Origin of the sequence: Pacificoceanicola onchidii (assembly GCF_004804335.1) — a bacterium.
In the GTDB taxonomy this organism is placed as follows: Bacteria; Pseudomonadota; Alphaproteobacteria; order Rhodobacterales; family Rhodobacteraceae; genus Pacificoceanicola; species Pacificoceanicola onchidii.
In genome coordinates, this window is the sequence record NZ_SRXY01000008.1 from 34,321 (window position 1) to 51,177 (window position 16,857).

Consider the following 16,857-nt stretch of genomic DNA (forward strand, 5'->3'; position numbering starts at 1 on the left):
TAGAGCGGCCCGGCCTACTCCAAAAGCCGCGTAACCATGGCGCTGTCCGGCGCGCCCAGACCGTCGATCACATCAAAGTGGTGCCGATCCGGTTCGATCACACAGGCGCACCCCCACGCTTTTGCCAACCCATTTGCCTGCTCGACAAAGGCTGGCCGCTCGTCTGCGCCCACCCAAACTGTCACCGGCACACCCGGCGCTGGGTGCAGCATCGGGCTTTCGGCTTCGGCTTCGGCCTCGTCGATCTTCAGATCCCGGTTCATCGAGGTCTTCATCAGGGGCCGCAAATCGGCCACGGGCGAGATCGGCAAAACACGTTTGAGCCGCGCACGGACATCTTCCGGCAAAACGCCCGGCTCCGCCAGACGCGCCACCAGATGCCCCCCGGCGGAATGTCCTGCGAGATGGATCGGCCCGTTGATTTCATGCGCCACAACTGTCACCGCATCGGCAATCTGACGAGTGATATCGCTGATCCGCACGCGCGGGCACAGATCATAAGACGGCATCGCAACCGCAAAGCCCTTCGCCCGTGCCCCGTTCGCCAAATGAGACCAATCGGAGCGATCAAATTTCATCCAGTAGCCGCCATGGACGAAGACCACCAACCCGGCAATCGGACCATCGGGCAAAAACAGGTCCATCGCCTGTCTTGAGCCGTGACCATACATGACACCCAACCGCGCGCGCCCCGTCACGGACATGCGTTTGCGAAAGGCATCCGCCTCTGTTGCCCAGCGTTTCGGAAACTCGGCTGCGCCAGTGATATACGGCGCGTTGGCGTAGGCATCGTCCAGTTCCATGAAATTCCCTCTAGAACCCCTATACATTCACCACAACAAATGCTCTGCCTTTTGCCAAGACCGTGAATGCGGCCACACCTCAAAAATTCTGCGGGAGGACACACCCATGCCCAATCAGGCAACAGACCTAAAATCCCTGCTGAAGGACCCGAGCCTTCTGGAGCCGCGTTCCTATGTGAACGGTGTTTGGGTTGAAACCGGCACCACCTTCGATGTGACCAATCCCGCACGGGGCGATGTGATTGCCCAAATGGCCGATCTGTCTCGTGACGATGCTAAGGCAGCGATCGGCGCGGCCTATGCAGCGCAAAAGGACTGGGCATCCTGGACCGGCAAGGAACGCGCCGTCGTTCTGCGCAAGTGGTTCGATCTGATGATGGAAAATCAGGACGATCTGGGCACCATCATGACCGCCGAGCAGGGCAAACCGCTGACCGAGGCGAAGGGCGAGATTGCCTATGGTGCATCCTTTGTAGAGTTCTTCGGTGAAGAGGCCAAACGCATCTATGGCGAGACGATCCCTGGCCATCAGCGCGACAAGCGGATCACGGTTCTCAAGCAGCCCATCGGCGTAGCAGCCTCGATCACACCTTGGAATTTCCCCAACGCCATGATCACACGCAAAGCCGCGCCTGCCCTTGCCGCGGGTTGCGCCTTTGTCGCCCGCCCGGCGGCGGAAACGCCGCTTTCTGCGACCGCTCTGGCCGTACTGGCAGAGCGCGCGGGGATTCCGGCGGGTGTCTTCAACGTCGTGTGCTCGTCGCGCTCGTCCGACATCGGCAAGGAGTTCTGCGAGAATCCGAAGGTGCGCAAACTGACTTTCACCGGTTCGACCGAAGTGGGGCGTATCCTGTTGAAGCAAGCGGCCGACAACGTGATGAAATGCTCCATGGAACTGGGCGGCAACGCGCCGTTTATCGTCTTTGACGATGCCGATCTTGATGCCGCTGTCGAAGGCGCGATCCTGTGCAAGTTCCGCAACAACGGACAAACCTGTGTTTGTGCGAACCGGATTTACGTGCAGGCCGGAGTCTATGACGCCTTTGCCGAGAAACTGGCCGCGCGCGTCGGCCAGATGAAGGTGGGCGACGGTCTGGAGACCGGTACGGACCTTGGGCCGCTGATCAACAGCGATGCTATCGATAAGGTTCAGGAGCATGTCGCCGACGCCACCGCAAAGGGCGGCAAGGTTATCCTCGGGGGCGGCACACCTCTGGACCAGCCCGGCTATTTCCTCCCGCCGACAATTGTGACGGGCGCTACTCAGGACATGGCATTTGCCACCGAAGAAACCTTTGGTCCGCTCGCGCCGCTGTTCAAGTTCGAAAACGAGGACGACGTGATCCAAATGGCCAACGACACCATCTTTGGCCTCGCCTCCTACTTTTACGCAAAAGACCTCAGCCGCGTGTACAAGGTCGCCGAAGCGCTTGAGTACGGCATCGTTGGCATCAACACGGGCATCATCTCGACCGAGGTCGCGCCCTTTGGTGGCGTGAAGCAATCCGGTCTTGGCCGCGAAGGCTCGCACCATGGGATCGATGACTATCTCGAACTCAAGTACCTCTGCATGAGCGTCTGACATGGCAGAGCCGCGCATTGCCCGGCTCTACCTTTATCCAGACCTGCGCCGCCGGGTGGAAGCCGGGCGGCGCGGGTTCCTCACATCGCTTGTTGATCTGCTGCGTGGGGACGGCTGGGAAGTTTACCTTCGGAACGACACGCCCGAAGAACTGCACGAAGCCCGCACCCGTTCGGGCTACAGCCTTGTTCGTATGATCACGCCGCCCAATCGACGCGGCCTGACATTCCGCCGAACCTACTTCGCGCCTTTCTGGCACATCGAACGGGTGGCGGAACGTTGGGACTGGCCCGTTGCAAAGACGCCCTTTGATCCCAAAACCGTACAGCCGCACAAGGCCCTGCGTTTCCTGAACACCATGCGTCACAGGCACTTTCACGGCGCGAGGCTGTCTCGTGATGGGTTTGCTCTTGTTCCTTTGCAAGGGCGATTGCTGGAACGGCGCAGCTTCCAAAGCTGCTCTCCCATACAAATGCTGCAAACGCTGCTTGAGCATGAACCGTCGCGACAAGTTCACGCAACGTTGCACCCGAAGGAACGCTACACGCCGCAGGAAATCGGCGCTCTTGACCGCCTCGCAGCCTCTCCCCGCTTCAGCTATGGCACTGGCGAGACGGACCGCTTGCTACCTGCCTGCGATTACGTAGCGACGATGAACTCTGCGACCGCCTTGCACGGGTACTTCCTTGAAAAACCAGCCGTGCTTTTCGGCAAGATCGACTTTCACCACATCGCGTCAAACGTGTCGGAGCTTGGTGCGGCGGAAGCCATTTCCCGCGCAGCGCAGCAGACGCCCGACTATGCGGCCTATCTTTGGTGGTTCTTCCGCGATATGGCCATCGACGACAGCCGCCCTGACGCCCCGGCGCGCATCCAGGCGGCGTTGAAAGCCGGAGGATGGCCCGTATGAGTGACGATTTCCTCGCCCCCGAGCCGCTTTTGCCCCGTCAGGTGTTAGACAGTTGGGCCGACCTCGCGCGCAGCGGGGCGGGCTCGCCCTGGCTTGAGGCGCATGAGGCCGAGGCTTTGGCCAGACACGCTCTGGTTACGCATGAAGGTGTGGCGCTCATGGAAGCGGTGACCAAACAATTTCGCGAGCCTGTCGACGAGATTGGTTGGGAAATTGTCGGAGCCGATGATCCCGGAGATAACTGGGCCGATCATGCCGACCCATCACGGGCGATGGACCTGCTGCGCCGCAAAATCCAGATGGCGCGGCGCAACGGCGTGCGTTTGCTCTACAAGATCTGGCTGAAACCGGCGGGAGCGGCGGGGTAGAACCCCGCCCTACCGAGCGTTGGCGTCGCACCAATGTGCGACGCAGGGTTAGATCAGGCTACGGGCGTTATAGCCCGAAATTCCCGAGCCCTTTGAAGTCCATCTCGCCCAACAGCATTTTGGCGGAGTCCAGATCGCCTTCGGTCTGGACCAGAACGCGATTTCCGATCAGACCCAAGATCTGCTCGTCCTGAACCGCAAACCGCTGACGCCCGATCCGTTCAACCTTCATGCCCATGACAGCGGCATTCGCGACCATTGCGCCCATGGAAGCCACCATCGGATTGTCGGCCATCAGAGTCAGCTTCACATCCTGACCGTCCGGCCCCTTGTAGTTGGCCTCGGCCCCGACACCGCCGCCCATCATGGCAAGGCCGGTGTTCATGTCCGAATTGATCTCGACGCTCCATCCATCCGGTGCAGCTGGCAGAAACGCACCGAGGCTGCTTGTTTTCATCTCCATCAGCTTTTGCTTGGCAAACTCGATTTCATCCAGCGCATATTGGATGTCGCCATCCTCGTAGGCCTGCAAAGCCGATTGCAATGTCTCGGTAACCTCATCCGCCAAAGCAGGGGTCGCTGCCGCGAGAGCGGCGATAAGAGCGAGAATGCGTGTCATGGAACCTCCGGTAACAATATTTTCGGGGAATCTGCTGCGGATGGTGTGTCATGACAAGTGGGGTTTTCCGGCAACCCCTTGTTCGGAACCTCGGAACGGGCCAATGTGATCCCATGCTGGTCAGCCTCGCTCTCCCCGCGATTATTCTGATGATCGCCGCCGTCGCTGCAGCACGCGCCCTGGAACGCCTGATGCCGGAGAGCCTTCTGGGTTTGGCTTTGACTTTCGTTCTCTCGGCGGTGCTCACTTGGGCTTTGGCCTCCGGACTTTTCGCGCTGCTGTACTACTGGCGCGGCGCATCCCTTGCCACAACACTTGGCGAGGCAGAGGGATGGCGGCACATGGCCGGGCTTGGCCTCAAGGCCGCCGTGATCTGGGCGCCGCTGCTGGCTTTGACCGTCGCAACAGCACCCCGCAGATGGCGGCACAACGTCTGGTAAGGACCAGCCCCTCTTGATTTTCGCCCGCCAAACCGTCAGGTGAAGGGGAAAGGAGACGGCCAGAGCATGTTTGCGCTTCTACAGCTTATCGTGATCGGCTTTGCGGTGTTAACCGTGGTCTACGTCGTCCTCTCCATTTGGTCGCGCCGCGTTCGGCGGGCCAAGCTGATCAACGAATGGCATGACGAAGGCCATGAAGGGGACCGGGACAAGTTCGTGGAGGACGGCCTGCAAGACTATGATGGCTCATTGCGCCGCAAGCTGATCCTTGGCGTCTACGTGGTTCCAATCCTCGTGATCGGGATTATCATCTATCTGACGAATTTCCACTAAGGGGGCCGGGATGGTCTATGTGAAATGGGTGTTCATCGCCGCCTTCTGGCTGCTGGTTCTGGCGTTCCTGCACTACACGCTGCCGCAGCACGACATTGCGCGCATCACCGACACCTATGAAAAACGGGTCGACCCGGGCGAGAACAGCCTGTTCTGGGCACAGGCGGATGTGGGTTCGGACGGCACCCTGGCCACGCGCGATGTGTTCTTCATCCAGACCCGGCGCGCCGGTGATGACGTGATGGTCTATCGCAACGAAGACACTGGTTGGGGTTGGCCGCCCTATTTCAAATTCGACACATCGAACCTGCAGGCCGAAGCGGCCGATCTGCGTTCTGGTGCGGAAGATCCCCAATGGGTTGTGATCAAGCATTACGGCTGGCGCAACGAGTTCATGACGGTATTCCCCAATGCGATTTCGGTTCGACCGGTGGACAGCCCGGATGTGCGGATCATTCCCTGGCTGAATATCGTGATCCTTATATCGCTTTTTGCCGTCTACTGGGCCATTCGGGTGCGGTGGAAGCGGTTTTGGGCGAACCGGGTAGACCCGGCTTTGTCCCGCGTGGGTGATCGGATTGATGAGGCGCGTTACGGCAAGTGACGTATGGTCCCGGACCTGATCCGGGGCCTCATCGAAAACCATACCTTGCCCTTTGCGCCGCCCCACTGTTCTATCGCGGTGGGAAACAAGGGGGTTTCATGGACAGTCTCATCGTCACGATCCGGATCGGAAGACTTATCCTGACAATTCCTAAACGGGTCTTGGGCTGGATGTTCTTCGACTGGGCGCAGCAACCCTATGCAACGCTTGGCCTGACCTTCATCTTCGCCCCGTATTTCGCCGCCGTGGCAACGGATTACATGCTCGCCCAGGGCAGCGATCTGGCCAGCGCAAAGGTTGAGGCGCAAACGCTTTGGTCCTCTGCCCAGACGGTCGCGGGCCTTGTCATCGCCTTCACTGCGCCATTTTTGGGCGCCTGGGCGGATGCGGCCGGACGCAAACGGCCTTGGATCTTGCTGTTTTCCGTCCTCGCCATTCTCTGTGCCGCCTTGCTTTGGAACCTCACGCCGGATGGCGCGAGCCTGATGCTGATGCTGGCCGCGTTCTGGACCGGCTTTGTGTTTTCGGAAATGGCTTTCAACCTGAACAACGGGTTTTTGCCAGACCTCGGAACCGACGAAGAGGTCGGGCGCATATCCGGCACAGCGACGGCTTTCGGCTATTGGGGCGGCGTGATTTCGCTGTTCCTCATGCTGCTGTTCTTTGCCGAGAATGAAACCGGGAAAACCCTGATCGGCCTGGCCCCTGCCCTTGGCCTTGATCCCGAAACCCGCGAGGGTACGCGGTTTGTCGGGCCTTTCATTGCGCTCTGGTTTGCGGTTTTCCTGATCCCCTTTGTCCTGTGGAGCCGGGACAATCCTTCGGTCAAACGCACGCGCCCCGGCTTCAGAGAGGTCCTGCATGAGCTTTGGACCACGATCCGCCGCGTTGGCAAACAACCCTCGACGCGCTCTTTCTTGCTGTCTTCACTGTTCTATCGGGACGCTTTGACCGCGCTTTATGCCTACGGCGGGATTTACGCACGGCAGGTTCTGGATTGGGAGACCATTCAGATTGGCGTGTTCGGCATAATCGCCGCCATTGCCGCCGCCGTGATCAGCTGGATCGGCGGCATTGCAGATCAAAAATTCGGACCAAAACCGGTCATTGCCGTCTGCATCTGGGTTCTGATTGCGGTTGGCAGCATCATCGTGGGCATGTCGCGCGAGCATGTCTTTGGCATTCCTCTCGCCGAAGGCTCCCTTGTGCCAGACATCCTCTTCTACATCTGCGGCGCGGCCATTGGCGGGGCGGGCGGGGCGCTCTATAGCGCCTCTCGCAGCATGATGGTGCGCCATGCGGACCCGGATCACCCGGCAGAGGCCTTCGGCCTGTTCGCATTTGCCGGCAAAGCCACGGCATTCCTTGCCCCGGCTTTGATCACCCTCTTCGGTGTTTTGACCAATTCCAACCAGCTGGCCTTCGTACCCGTGATCATTCTTTTCCTGATCGGGCTTTTTCTGCTACGCTGGGTTCACCCAGACGGAGAACGATCCGCATGATACGCACTGTTGTTTCGGCACTTCTTGTACTCGTTTTGTGTTCCTGCTCGACTGGCAGCGGTCGCGACATTTCCGGTGAACGCATCAAACCGGTCAAACTCGACCCGGTCCTGTCCTCCAAGCAAGCCAAGCAGCTGTTCGGCGCCAAGGCCACCGGCTCCCCACAGAATCCGGCACCCTTCGGCTCTTATGCGCGGGGCTGTCAGGCCGGTGGCGCGGAATTGCCGGAAACCGGCCCCACATGGCAGGCCATGCGCCTGTCGCGCAATCGGAATTGGGGACAGCCGGAACTGGTGGATTATATCGAGGATCTCAGTCGCAAGGCTGCACGCCAGCCCGGATGGAACGGTCTGTATATCGGTGACATGAGCCAGCCACGCGGCGGTCCGATGCTCACCGGTCACCGCAGCCACCAGATCGGGCTGGATGTTGATATCTGGATGCTGCCTGCGGACAATCTGAACCTCACCGTCCAGCAGCGTGAAAACATCTCTTCGATTTCGTTGCGTCGGTCTTCGGGCGCGTACACGAACAACAACTGGACCCGCGCACACCATGAAATCCTGAAGGCGGCCGCGTCCGATCCGCGCGTGGCGCGCATCTTTGTCTTCCCCGGTGCAAAGGTGAAAATGTGCAACGACGAAAAGGGCGACCGCGCCTGGCTGCGCAAGATCCGGCCCTGGTGGGGACATCACTACCACTTCCATGTGCGCCTGACCTGTCCCAAGGGCGCGAAGGGCTGCGTCAATCAAAACCCGCCCCCCGCTGGCGATGGCTGTGCGGATGCGCAGCAATGGGTGAACAACATCCTGAACCCGCCGCCGCCCGATCCGAACGCCAAACCGCCCGTACCGCGCCGCGAACTGACCATGGAGGATCTTCCCAATCAGTGCGCCGCCGTTCTGACAGCGAAGTGACCTGACCTTCCATGACTTATGAAAAACTTGGCGGCCTTTTGGCCGCCGTTCTCCTGTGCTGGCCTTCGCTTGGTGTTGCGGCGGATGCGCGTCTTGAGTTCGTTGGAAGTTATCACTGGCCAACCGAGGACCACGGCGCAGGCGGCTTTTCGGGGATCGAAGTCAGCCCGGACGGCAAGGCATTCACCGCGATTTCCGATCATGGAACCCTGTTGACAGGAGAGTTCGAACGCGACGCCAACACAGACCGAATCACCGATGTGGCGTCCACCCCAGTTCGTGGATTGCAGAACGCCCGGGGCACGCGGAAAGACGCCGACCGTTTTGATGCGGAGGGACTCGCCGTTGACACCACGGGCCGCGCATTTGTGTCTTTCGAACAGGCCAACGTCATCCACGGCTACGACAGCCCCGGACGTGTCGAAGAAAGCTTCACCTCCCGAGCGTTCAAGCGCCTGCAAACCAACTCCGGTCTGGAAGCGCTGGCCATCGACAACGCCGGGCGACTCGTTGCTATTCCCGAACGCTCCGGCAAGCTGACCCGCCCTTTCCCGCTCTGGCGATTGGAAAACGGCACGTGGCACCACCGGTTTGATCTGGCCCGATCTGGCGGGTTCCTCATGGTCGGGGCAGATTTTGGCCCTGATGGGAAACTCTACACGCTCGAACGTGTGTTCAGCGGTTGGGGATTTCGCAGCCGCATCCGGCGCATCACTTTCGAAGGGGATCAGGTGACCGAAGACCTGACGCTGCTCGAAAGCGCGCTTTGGCAGCACGACAACCTTGAGGGCATTGCTGTGTGGCAGGACAGTTCGGGCGACATTCGCCTGACAATGATCTCCGATGATAACTTTCGGTCCGTTCTGCAAACCCATCTGGTCGAGTATCGCGTAGTCGATTGATCTGATGGACCCTCTTGCCAGAGCGCGATTCAGTCGTTAAACGCCGCCCGTCCGGCACGTTTCCGGGCCAAGTCCCCGCAACCTTGCAAAAACGGGTCCAAACATGACACGCACGCATATTCCCGGCATTCTTGCCATGGCCGCCATCGTTGTGGCCTCGAACATCCTTGTTCAGTTTCTGATCCTAGACGGCCTCCTGACCTGGGGCGCGTTTACCTATCCGCTCGCTTTCCTTGTCACCGACGTGATGAACCGCATCTATGGTGCCGGGCCAGCGCGCAAAGTTGTGCTCGCAGGCTTTGTCACCGGGGTCATCTGTTCGCTGATCGGCTCGCAGATTATGCTACAGGGCGATGGCTATGAATATGCCGCCGTGCCGCTTCGGATTGCCGTGGCCTCCGGTCTGGCTTTCCTAATCGCGCAGCTCACCGACATCACCGTTTTCAACCGCTTCCGGAGCGGCCTTTGGTGGCGAGCGCCTCTGGTTTCAACCCTGATCGGCTCTGCGCTGGATACGGCGATCTTCTTCACCGTGGCCTTTTCCGCATCGATCACCGTCTTCGGTGCCGATGCAGATGCTGCGATCAACTGGGCATGGGGTGGTGTGCCGTTCATGAACGTTGGCGCGGAAGCCCCGCTCTGGGTGACGCTCGCCTTTGCCGATTGGCTCGTCAAACTGAGCCTTGCGCTCATCGCACTGATCCCCTTCCGGATGATCGTTTCGAGAGCATCTTCGCCGGTTCCGGCCGCATAAACGAAAAAAACACTTTGCGGATTTAAAATCCCGTGTCACCATCATCTTGAGGGCGGCGATACGGGACACCCCAACATCGGCTGTGCCTCATGCGTTTTAACAGCTGAAAGGAGGTGATCCAGTGGTCAGAGAAACATTGGAGAAAGGTGTCGGAACAGTGCGAGGAAAAGCAACCTAGGGCAGCCCCTGGGGCGTGTTTTCCCCGAAACTGGCGAGCAGCCTAACCGGCACCGCCTCCTATACTTCTCGAAGGGTCGCCCGCAGAAGGCGGCCCTTTTCGATTTTTTCAATCCATACTACCAAAGAACCCATGCGCATTTCGGACGACATAACCATCGAGGATTGGGAACTGACGGAGCAATTTGTCCGGTCCTCGGGGCCCGGCGGTCAAAACGTCAACAAGGTTTCGACAGCGGTGGAATTGCGCTTCGAGGCGGAGCGTTCCCCCAACCTACCCGGCCCGGTGAAGTCGCGGCTGCGCCGCCTTGCCGGACGACGCTGGACGAAAGAAGGTGCATTGATCATTCAGGTCGAGGAGACCCGCAGTCAGGCTCGAAACCGCGAGATTGCGCGCGAGCGTTTGGCAGAATTGATCCGCAAAGCCCTAGTCAAACCGAAACGGCGCATCGCGACCAAACCCACGCTCGGCTCCAAGAAACGAAGGCTCAAGGCCAAGAAAGAACGGGGCGAGCTCAAAGCCCTGCGCGGGAAGGTCGACCCTTCCGCCTGAGGCTCAGAACCGATCCAGCAGGCGGTCCAGATAATCGAGTTCTGCCTGAGGCCGTTCTGCCTCGCCTGAGCGTTCACGCAACTGATCCAGAAGTTCCTGAGCGCGGCGGTAAACATCTTCGCCTTGCAGCATCCCTTCATCTGTCCCGGTCTGTCCGGTGTTGCCGGGATTGCGTCCGAGAGGATCGCGCTGCTGTTGCGGATCGCCGCCTTCGGCAAACCCCTGCTGACCCTGGTTCTGCTGCTGTTGCTCTGCCAAAGCCTCGCCGAGGTTCCGCAGCCCTTCGCGCAAGGCCTCCATCGCTTCGGATTGCTGGTCAATGGCCTCTGCGAGATCGCCGCCCCGCAGCGCATCTTCAGCTTCGTCCATGGCGCCTTCGGCACGGCCCAAAGCCTCAGCGGCCCGATCTCCCGCTTCGGTCCCCTGTTCCGGCAGGTTCTGACGCTGGCGGTTCAACTCGTTGCGCAGAGCGCGCTGACGGCCGGCAAGACTGTCTTCCATGGACTGGCCGCCGTCACCCTGACCGGATTGCTGGCCGGGCTGTTGGCCCGGTTGTTCACCCTGCCCTTGCTGGCCGCGTCCCTGTTGCCCCTGACCTTGCTGCCCTTGTTGACCCTGCTGGCCTTGCCCTTCCTGACCGGGCTCCTGTCCGTCCTGGCGCTGGCCGCGGTTGAACTGATCCTGCAAGTCCTGAAAAGAATCGTCCGACAGTTCCTGCTGATCACGCAAGGTCTCCGAAAGGCCCTCCATCGCCTGCTCACCGGGCGATTGGCCGCCTTGCCCCTGACCTTGGGTGATCTGCATGTTCTCGAGCATTTCCTGCAACTGACGCATCGCCTCTTGCGCTTCAGCCATACGGCCCTGTTCCATCAATTCCTGAATCCGGTCCATCATGCGCTGAATGTCGTCCTGAGACATCTCGATCATGTTGTTCGGATCCATCGGCTGGCCGTTCGGATCCTGTTGCTGTTCCCGGCGCTGTTCCTGCGCTAGTTGCCGCATGTAATCCTGCGTGGCTTCGCGCAGTTCCTGCATCAACTCGGCGATTTCCTGATCCGACGCGCCGTTTCGCATCGCCTCTTCCAGACGGTCCTGAGCACGTTGAAGACGTTTGCGCGCGTCTTCCAGATCGCCTTCTTCGAACTCCAAAGCCAGATCCCAAAGCTCTTGCGCAAGTTCGTCTTGTTGCTCGGCGGTCAAGCCTTGCAGCGACGTGGTTTCCAGACGCTCCAGAGTGTCCCGCAACTTCAGGCGCAGGACTTCGGTGCGGAACAAAGGACCCGGCTTGTTGGCCACGGCGCGCAGGATCATGGAGATGTCGCCAGAGTTTTCTCGATTCCACAAAAGCGCTTGCCGCTGTTCGATGACAGCCGCCGCAACAGGATCAAAAAAACGTCGGCCCGGGAGTGTCATCAGAACCGGCTCTGAAAGACCCTGTTGTCCGCGTGCGTCGCGCACGGAAAGCTCCAGCTTCACCGGCAGGTTGGCCCAGGGATGAAGGGAAAAGTTCTCCACCAGATCCTGCGTGAACTCTGCCCGGTTTCCGGAGATTGGCATTGGCAAGGGCACCTCGATCGCGGGACGCGTCTCCGGATCAATGGCGCGCCCAAAGCGCCGGTCAACCTCGCCCAGCGCCAGCGTAAACGTCGCAAAGCCGCCTTCGATTCCATGATCGTCTGATGCCGTGAACGGGATTTGCGCTTCGCCGTCGAAACTGACTACCACGTCGCCGTCACGGGCCACGGTGGGGGGCGCGTCGGGGATCATAGCAATCTGCCAAAGGCGTCCGCCCGGCCCGTCGATGGCCAGTTCTCCGGAGCGCACCACTTCAAAGTCCTGCGCAGTTTCCACGTTGCCCTCTTCCGGCAACGGGCGCCCGGAAATGCTTTCCTGCACACGAAGCGCACCAACTTCGCCATACATCCGCAGGGTAATCTGCGCGCCTTCGGGCACATCCATATGCGGTGCGGTGATGTCGTTGAGGTAAACCGACGGAAGCCGCGTGTAAGGTGGCGGAGCCATCCAGCCTTCCCAACTCGGCCCCTGTGCCAAATCCGGCCCGCCAGCACCCATGCCGGTCACGGAACCCACGCGCACCAGCGATCCGAACAGGATTGCAACGGACAGGAAAAGCAAGCCCACGTATCGCAACGCAAAGGGATCCTGCCGGGACAGTTTCAAGTCCGGCGCTTCGGCTCGCACCCCATCCAGAGCGCGTTCCATCCGCTTGCGGTGTGCCGCCCAGACCGCCCGTGAAGCGTCGTCCGCTTGCCCCGTGGCCTGCCTGTCGAGCAAAGAAAAGATCGGCCGGCCGGGCATCTGCGCGTCGATCCGGTCAAGCGCATCTTTCCGGGACGGAAATTGGAAACGGCGACCGCCCCAAACCGCGAGGAAAAGGCCAGCGGCGACGATCAGCACACCAAGCCATAGCAGCGTCGTGCTGGTCAGTACGTCTTGCCCGCCCAGCATCAAAACGGACAGCACGACGATGACCAATGTCCACAACGGCCAGAACGCGCGTACGGCCCGTTCCGCCAGAATGCCGACCCAAGTCAACGAAACCGCACCGCGGGTGCGGCGCATCACGTCTTTAAGCGGCTGTTCGTTTTCGGTCATCCATTGCTCCGATCAGGGGGCGCACCCCTGTCGGTGCATCATAACCATGAAGGAATGGTATCGCGGTTTATGATTTCGTCAAAGGTTGGACGTTGCCGAATGACAGCGAATTGATCGCCATTCACCAGAACCTCGGGGATCAGGGGGCGGGTGTTGTACTCGCTCGACATTACAGCGCCATAGGCCCCGGCGCTGCGGAAAGCCAGCAAATCACCGGCCTTGAGCGGTGGCATCAGTCGGCCTTTGGCAAAGGTATCGCCGCTTTCGCAAACCGGGCCGACAATGTCGTATGGCAGCAGATCAACCCCTGCATCTGCCTCCTGAACGGGCACAATCTCGTGGTGAGCCTCGTACATGGCGGGGCGGATGAGGTCATTCATCGCCGCATCCAGGATCAGAAAGCTGCGCCCGTCGCCCTGTTTGACGTAGATGATTCCGCTCACCAAAAGGCCCGCGTTCCCGGCAATGAAGCGCCCCGGCTCAATCTCGATCTCGCACCCCAGATGCCCGACGGTGCGTTCAATCAGCGCGCCGTAATCGGTGGGCAGCGGCGGGGCCTCGTTGGACCGCGTGTAGGGAATCCCCAAACCGCCGCCGAGATCGAGGCGGGTAATCTCATGGCCATCAGCGCGCAGAGCTTCGGTGAACTCCGCCACTTTCTTGTAGGCCAACTCATATGGCTCAAGTTCCGTTAGCTGCGAGCCAATGTGTACGTCGATCCCGACGACCTTAAGCCCCGGCAGTGCCGCCGCCTCTGCATAGACCTGCCGCGCCCAGCTCAGCGGAATGCCAAACTTGTTCTCGGACTTGCCCGTGGCGATTTTAGCGTGGGTTTTTGCATCGACGTCCGGGTTCACCCGAATGGTAATTGGCGCGACCACGCCCATCGCGGTTGCCACTTCCGAGATCGCGCGCATCTCCGGTTCGCTCTCGACGTTGAATTGCCGAATACCGCCTTCCAGCGCCGCGCGGATTTCTTCCTTGGTTTTGCCGACCCCGGAAAAGACGATTTTCTCGCCCGGCACACCCGCCGCCTTGGCCCGAGCATATTCGCCGCCGGACACCACATCCATGCCTGCGCCCTCTGCGGCCAGGGTTTTCAGGATCGCCTGATTGGAGGCCGCCTTCATTGCGTAGCAGATCAGATGGCTGGGTGCCCAGGACAGAGCCTCGTCAAACAGACGGAAATGACGCTGCAACGTCGCTGTCGAATAGACGTAGAAAGGCGTGCCGACTTGCGCTGCGATCTCAGAGATCGGCACGTCTTCGGCGTAGAGTGCGCCGTCGCGATAAAGAAAATGATCCAAAGCCGCCTCCTGAGCCAAACCTTCGCCGATGTAGCGCAGTGGGCGGAGAGGGGAAAGGGGCCTCTGCCTCTAAGCTGTCGTCAGACCGGTTTGGACCGGAAATACAGATAAAGAGGCAGCCCGCAGCTGACCCCGATGCAGAAGGTCGCCGGGATAGCCAGCAGAGCAATGAAGTTCCGGCGCACAGCCACCTCTGCCAGAATCCAGAGCGTCAGCGTGACGGCGGCAATGGTCAGATCCCAAGTCAGACCAGCGGTTGAGGCGTTGACGTACCATGCGTCGATAAGGGCACCAAGGCTCCATGCGTTTTCCGACAGATACGTCAGGAAATAGTACATCGGATGCACCGTGCCCCAAAGGGCCAGAGCAAGCCAAAGGTGCCGCAGGCTCACTCTGCGCTCTCTTCGCTGCCCGGCGGGATGGGTTCGCCATCGGCGCCGCATCCGGCCAAGGCCAACATCAACAGAACTGCCAAAGCCCTCATGCCAAGACCTCGCGCCAGCGTTTGACCTGGGCGCGCACCTGTTCCGGCGCTGTGCCGCCATAGCTCATCCGGGAAGCCACCGATTTCTGCACTGTCAGCACGTCGAAGATCCCTTCGGTGATTGCGCCGTTCACGCCCTGCATGTCCTCAAGGGACAGATCCGGCAAATCGCAGCCCTGTCGCTCTGCCATCGCCACCAAGGCCCCCGTGACATGATGCGCGTCACGGAAAGGTAGCCCGGTTTCGCGCACCAGCCAATCGGCAAGATCGGTCGCCGTGGAAAAGCCACTGGACGCCGCCGCCTCCAAAGACGGTTTGTTGCCGGTCATGTCCTTGACCATGCCCTCCATCGCGGCGAGTGCCAGCATCCAGTTGTCGGCGGCGTCAAAAACCTGCTCTTTGTCTTCCTGCATGTCCTTGGAATAGGCCAGCGGCAGCCCCTTCATCACCATCATCAGCGCGACGTTCGCCCCGAAAATCCGACCAATCTTGGCGCGGATCAATTCGGCAGCGTCGGGGTTCTTCTTCTGCGGCATGATGCTGGAGCCGGTGCTGAACCGGTCCGAGAGCGTGACAAAGCGGAATTGCGCGGAGGACCAGATCACCAGCTCCTCGGCGAAACGGCTGAGGTGCATGGCGCTGATGCTGGCGACGCTCAGGAATTCCAGAGCAAAGTCCCGCGCAGACACGGCATCCAGCGAGTTTGCCATCGGACGGTCAAAGCCGAGCGCCTCAGCGGTCATGTGCCGGTCAATCGGGAAGCCCGTGCCAGCCAGTGCCGCCGCGCCCAAGGGGGATTCGTTCATGCGGGCGCGGGCATCGCGTACGCGGGACAGATCGCGGCCAAACATCTCCACATAGGCCATCATGTGATGCCCCCATGTAACCGGCTGCGCGGTTTGCAGGTGGGTAAAACCGGGCATGACCCAATCGGCCCCCGCCTCCGCCTGCGACAGAAGCTCCTTGATCAGGGCCAGAAGTCCACTTTCGGCGGCGTCGAGCTGATCCCGAACCCAAAGCCGGAAATCCGTCGCCACCTGATCGTTGCGCGACCGACCGGTATGCAATCGGCCCGCCGGCTCGCCAATGATCTCTTTCAGACGGGCCTCAACATTCATGTGAATGTCTTCCAAAGCCGTGGAAAATTCGAAGGTTCCGCCTTCGATTTCTGACAAGACCGTGAGCAATCCTTTCCGAATGGCCTCTGCGTCGCTATCACTAATAATGCCCTGCGCGGCGAGCATCGCAGCGTGGGCCCTCGATCCGGCAATATCCTGTGCCGCCATCCGTTGATCGTATCCGATCGAGGCGTTGATCGCCTCCATGATCGCATCCGGTCCAGCGGCAAAGCGGCCGCCCCACATCTGGTTCGAGGTCTTGTCCGACATTTCGCGTCCTTCGGAGGGATAATGAAAACTCTTGGTCTTGCGCTGCTCTATACCGCCACGATGGCGCTTGCAAATCCGGCGGTCGCCGACGTCGCCGCCGCCGAAGCCATGCGCGCGGGCGATATGAAAAAACTGACCTTCCACAGCGAAGCCAAAGAGGCCGGAACGGCGGAATTCATGACCTTTGAGGGCAATCCCCTGACGCTCGCTGAATGGCAAGGAAAATGGACGGTTGTGAACTTCTGGGCAACCTGGTGCGCTCCTTGTCGCCATGAAATGCCAATGTTGTCAGAACTGCAGGCCGAGATGGGCGGGGAGACATTTGAAGTGGTCACCATCGCAACCTCTCGCAATCCACCCGCCAAGATGAAGGCTTTTTTCGAAGAAATTGGCGTGGATAACCTGCCGCTGCACCGCGATCCAAAATCAAAATTGGCGCGTCAAATGGGCGTGCTAGGTTTGCCGGTTACTGTGATTCTGAATCCTGAAGGCAAAGAAGTGGCGAGGCTGACCGGTGACGCGGACTGGTCTTCCGATCATGCAAAGGCTGTTTTGGCAACGCTTACCGGCGGCTGATTGAGGTTTGGCTTCAGCAACA

General features: G+C 60.2%; 18 protein-coding genes. 12 read left to right on the forward strand and 6 right to left on the reverse strand.

Annotated elements, in window-relative coordinates; translation table 11 throughout:
* Positions 1-14 precede the first annotated feature (14 nt).
* Positions 15-803 (reverse strand): alpha/beta hydrolase, encoded by a 789-nt coding sequence (locus tag E4662_RS18965; protein ID WP_136443201.1) that lies wholly within the window; start codon positions 801-803, stop codon positions 15-17.
* Between the two features lie 106 nt (positions 804-909).
* Between E4662_RS18965 and E4662_RS18970 the strand changes: the two genes are divergently transcribed.
* Genes E4662_RS18970 through E4662_RS18980 form a run of 3 tightly spaced genes read left to right on the forward strand, consistent with a single transcriptional unit; the run spans position 910 to position 3,663 of the window.
* The gene (locus tag E4662_RS18970; protein ID WP_136443202.1) at positions 910-2,385 is read left to right on the forward strand and encodes an NAD-dependent succinate-semialdehyde dehydrogenase; all 1,476 of its coding nucleotides are present in this window, start codon (positions 910-912) and stop codon (positions 2,383-2,385) included.
* Position 2,386: 1 nt separating this feature from the next.
* The gene (locus E4662_RS18975) at positions 2,387-3,295 is read left to right on the forward strand and encodes a hypothetical protein (RefSeq protein WP_136443203.1); all 909 of its coding nucleotides are present in this window, start codon (positions 2,387-2,389) and stop codon (positions 3,293-3,295) included.
* Positions 3,292-3,663 (forward strand): hypothetical protein, encoded by a 372-nt coding sequence (locus tag E4662_RS18980; RefSeq protein ID WP_240705251.1) that lies wholly within the window; start codon positions 3,292-3,294, stop codon positions 3,661-3,663. The genes E4662_RS18975 and E4662_RS18980 overlap by 4 nt, the downstream gene beginning before the upstream one ends.
* 67 nt (positions 3,664-3,730) lie before the next feature.
* On the opposite strand, the gene E4662_RS18985 is transcribed toward E4662_RS18980, so the two are convergent.
* Positions 3,731-4,282 carry a hypothetical protein gene (locus E4662_RS18985; RefSeq protein ID WP_136443204.1) on the reverse strand — a complete coding sequence of 184 codons (552 nt, stop codon included), beginning with the start codon at positions 4,280-4,282 and terminating at the stop codon, positions 3,731-3,733.
* 50 nt (positions 4,283-4,332) lie between these two features.
* Here E4662_RS18985 and E4662_RS18990 point away from each other — a divergent pair, with 50 nt between their 5' ends.
* The 8 genes from E4662_RS18990 (at position 4,333) to arfB (ending at position 10,464) form a co-directional block, all read left to right on the forward strand.
* Complete coding sequence (locus E4662_RS18990; RefSeq protein ID WP_136443205.1) at positions 4,333-4,722, forward strand: hypothetical protein; 390 nt, start codon at positions 4,333-4,335, stop codon at positions 4,720-4,722.
* A gap of 66 nt (positions 4,723-4,788) precedes the next feature.
* Positions 4,789-5,055 carry a hypothetical protein gene (locus E4662_RS18995; RefSeq protein ID WP_136443206.1) on the forward strand — a complete coding sequence of 89 codons (267 nt, stop codon included), beginning with the start codon at positions 4,789-4,791 and terminating at the stop codon, positions 5,053-5,055.
* Between the two features lie 10 nt (positions 5,056-5,065).
* Positions 5,066-5,659 carry a DUF1523 family protein gene (locus tag E4662_RS19000; protein ID WP_136443207.1) on the forward strand — a complete coding sequence of 198 codons (594 nt, stop codon included), beginning with the start codon at positions 5,066-5,068 and terminating at the stop codon, positions 5,657-5,659.
* A gap of 98 nt (positions 5,660-5,757) precedes the next feature.
* A complete protein-coding gene (locus tag E4662_RS19005; protein WP_136443208.1) occupies positions 5,758-7,161 on the forward strand; it encodes an MFS transporter in 1,404 nt (467 codons plus the stop codon).
* Positions 7,158-8,078 (forward strand): penicillin-insensitive murein endopeptidase, encoded by a 921-nt coding sequence (mepA, locus tag E4662_RS19010; RefSeq protein WP_136443209.1) that lies wholly within the window; start codon positions 7,158-7,160, stop codon positions 8,076-8,078. The genes E4662_RS19005 and mepA overlap by 4 nt, the downstream gene beginning before the upstream one ends.
* A gap of 11 nt (positions 8,079-8,089) precedes the next feature.
* Positions 8,090-8,980 (forward strand): esterase-like activity of phytase family protein, encoded by an 891-nt coding sequence (locus E4662_RS19015; protein WP_136443210.1) that lies wholly within the window; start codon positions 8,090-8,092, stop codon positions 8,978-8,980.
* A gap of 103 nt (positions 8,981-9,083) precedes the next feature.
* Positions 9,084-9,734 carry a queuosine precursor transporter gene (locus E4662_RS19020; protein WP_136443211.1) on the forward strand — a complete coding sequence of 217 codons (651 nt, stop codon included), beginning with the start codon at positions 9,084-9,086 and terminating at the stop codon, positions 9,732-9,734.
* Between the two features lie 310 nt (positions 9,735-10,044).
* On the forward strand, positions 10,045-10,464 hold the full coding sequence (gene arfB / locus E4662_RS19025; protein ID WP_136443459.1) for an alternative ribosome rescue aminoacyl-tRNA hydrolase ArfB: 420 nt from the start codon (positions 10,045-10,047) through the stop codon (positions 10,462-10,464).
* A gap of 3 nt (positions 10,465-10,467) precedes the next feature.
* Here arfB and E4662_RS19030 read toward each other — a convergent pair whose 3' ends face one another.
* The 4 genes from E4662_RS19030 to argH form a co-directional block, all read right to left on the reverse strand.
* Positions 10,468-13,080 (reverse strand): DUF4175 domain-containing protein, encoded by a 2,613-nt coding sequence (locus E4662_RS19030; RefSeq protein ID WP_136443212.1) that lies wholly within the window; start codon positions 13,078-13,080, stop codon positions 10,468-10,470.
* A 38-nt stretch (positions 13,081-13,118) separates the two neighbouring features.
* Entirely contained in the window at positions 13,119-14,387 is a 1,269-nt protein-coding gene (lysA, locus tag E4662_RS19035; RefSeq protein WP_136443213.1) for a diaminopimelate decarboxylase, read from the reverse strand.
* 80 nt (positions 14,388-14,467) lie between these two features.
* Positions 14,468-14,773, reverse strand: coding sequence for a DUF2834 domain-containing protein (locus tag E4662_RS19040; RefSeq protein WP_420819280.1), 306 nt, complete (start codon positions 14,771-14,773; stop codon positions 14,468-14,470).
* Positions 14,774-14,867: 94 nt separating this feature from the next.
* A complete protein-coding gene (gene argH, locus E4662_RS19045; RefSeq protein ID WP_136443215.1) occupies positions 14,868-16,259 on the reverse strand; it encodes an argininosuccinate lyase in 1,392 nt (463 codons plus the stop codon).
* 21 nt (positions 16,260-16,280) lie between these two features.
* On the opposite strand from argH, the gene E4662_RS19050 reads away from it, so the two are divergent.
* On the forward strand, positions 16,281-16,835 hold the full coding sequence (locus tag E4662_RS19050) for a TlpA family protein disulfide reductase (RefSeq protein ID WP_136443216.1): 555 nt from the start codon (positions 16,281-16,283) through the stop codon (positions 16,833-16,835).
* The last annotated feature ends 22 nt before the right edge of the window (positions 16,836-16,857 follow it).

Excerpts from the sequence above, each read along its gene's own strand:
- E4662_RS18965 (WP_136443201.1), bottom strand. The coding sequence starts at position 803 with ATGGAACTGGACGATGCCTACGCCAACGCGCCGTATATCACTGGCGCA.
- E4662_RS18970 (WP_136443202.1), top strand. The coding sequence starts at position 910 with ATGCCCAATCAGGCAACAGACCTAAAATCCCTGCTGAAGGACCCGAGC.
- E4662_RS18975 (WP_136443203.1), top strand. The coding sequence starts at position 2,387 with ATGGCAGAGCCGCGCATTGCCCGGCTCTACCTTTATCCAGACCTGCGC.
- E4662_RS18980 (WP_240705251.1), top strand. The coding sequence starts at position 3,292 with ATGAGTGACGATTTCCTCGCCCCCGAGCCGCTTTTGCCCCGTCAGGTG.
- E4662_RS18985 (WP_136443204.1), bottom strand. The coding sequence starts at position 4,282 with ATGACACGCATTCTCGCTCTTATCGCCGCTCTCGCGGCAGCGACCCCT.
- E4662_RS18990 (WP_136443205.1), top strand. The coding sequence starts at position 4,333 with ATGACAAGTGGGGTTTTCCGGCAACCCCTTGTTCGGAACCTCGGAACG.
- E4662_RS18995 (WP_136443206.1), top strand. The coding sequence starts at position 4,789 with ATGTTTGCGCTTCTACAGCTTATCGTGATCGGCTTTGCGGTGTTAACC.
- E4662_RS19000 (WP_136443207.1), top strand. The coding sequence starts at position 5,066 with ATGGTCTATGTGAAATGGGTGTTCATCGCCGCCTTCTGGCTGCTGGTT.
- E4662_RS19005 (WP_136443208.1), top strand. The coding sequence starts at position 5,758 with ATGGACAGTCTCATCGTCACGATCCGGATCGGAAGACTTATCCTGACA.
- mepA (WP_136443209.1), top strand. The coding sequence starts at position 7,158 with ATGATACGCACTGTTGTTTCGGCACTTCTTGTACTCGTTTTGTGTTCC.
- E4662_RS19015 (WP_136443210.1), top strand. The coding sequence starts at position 8,090 with ATGACTTATGAAAAACTTGGCGGCCTTTTGGCCGCCGTTCTCCTGTGC.
- E4662_RS19020 (WP_136443211.1), top strand. The coding sequence starts at position 9,084 with ATGACACGCACGCATATTCCCGGCATTCTTGCCATGGCCGCCATCGTT.
- arfB (WP_136443459.1), top strand. The coding sequence starts at position 10,045 with ATGCGCATTTCGGACGACATAACCATCGAGGATTGGGAACTGACGGAG.
- E4662_RS19030 (WP_136443212.1), bottom strand. The coding sequence starts at position 13,080 with ATGACCGAAAACGAACAGCCGCTTAAAGACGTGATGCGCCGCACCCGC.
- argH (WP_136443215.1), bottom strand. The coding sequence starts at position 16,259 with ATGTCGGACAAGACCTCGAACCAGATGTGGGGCGGCCGCTTTGCCGCT.
- E4662_RS19050 (WP_136443216.1), top strand. The coding sequence starts at position 16,281 with ATGAAAACTCTTGGTCTTGCGCTGCTCTATACCGCCACGATGGCGCTT.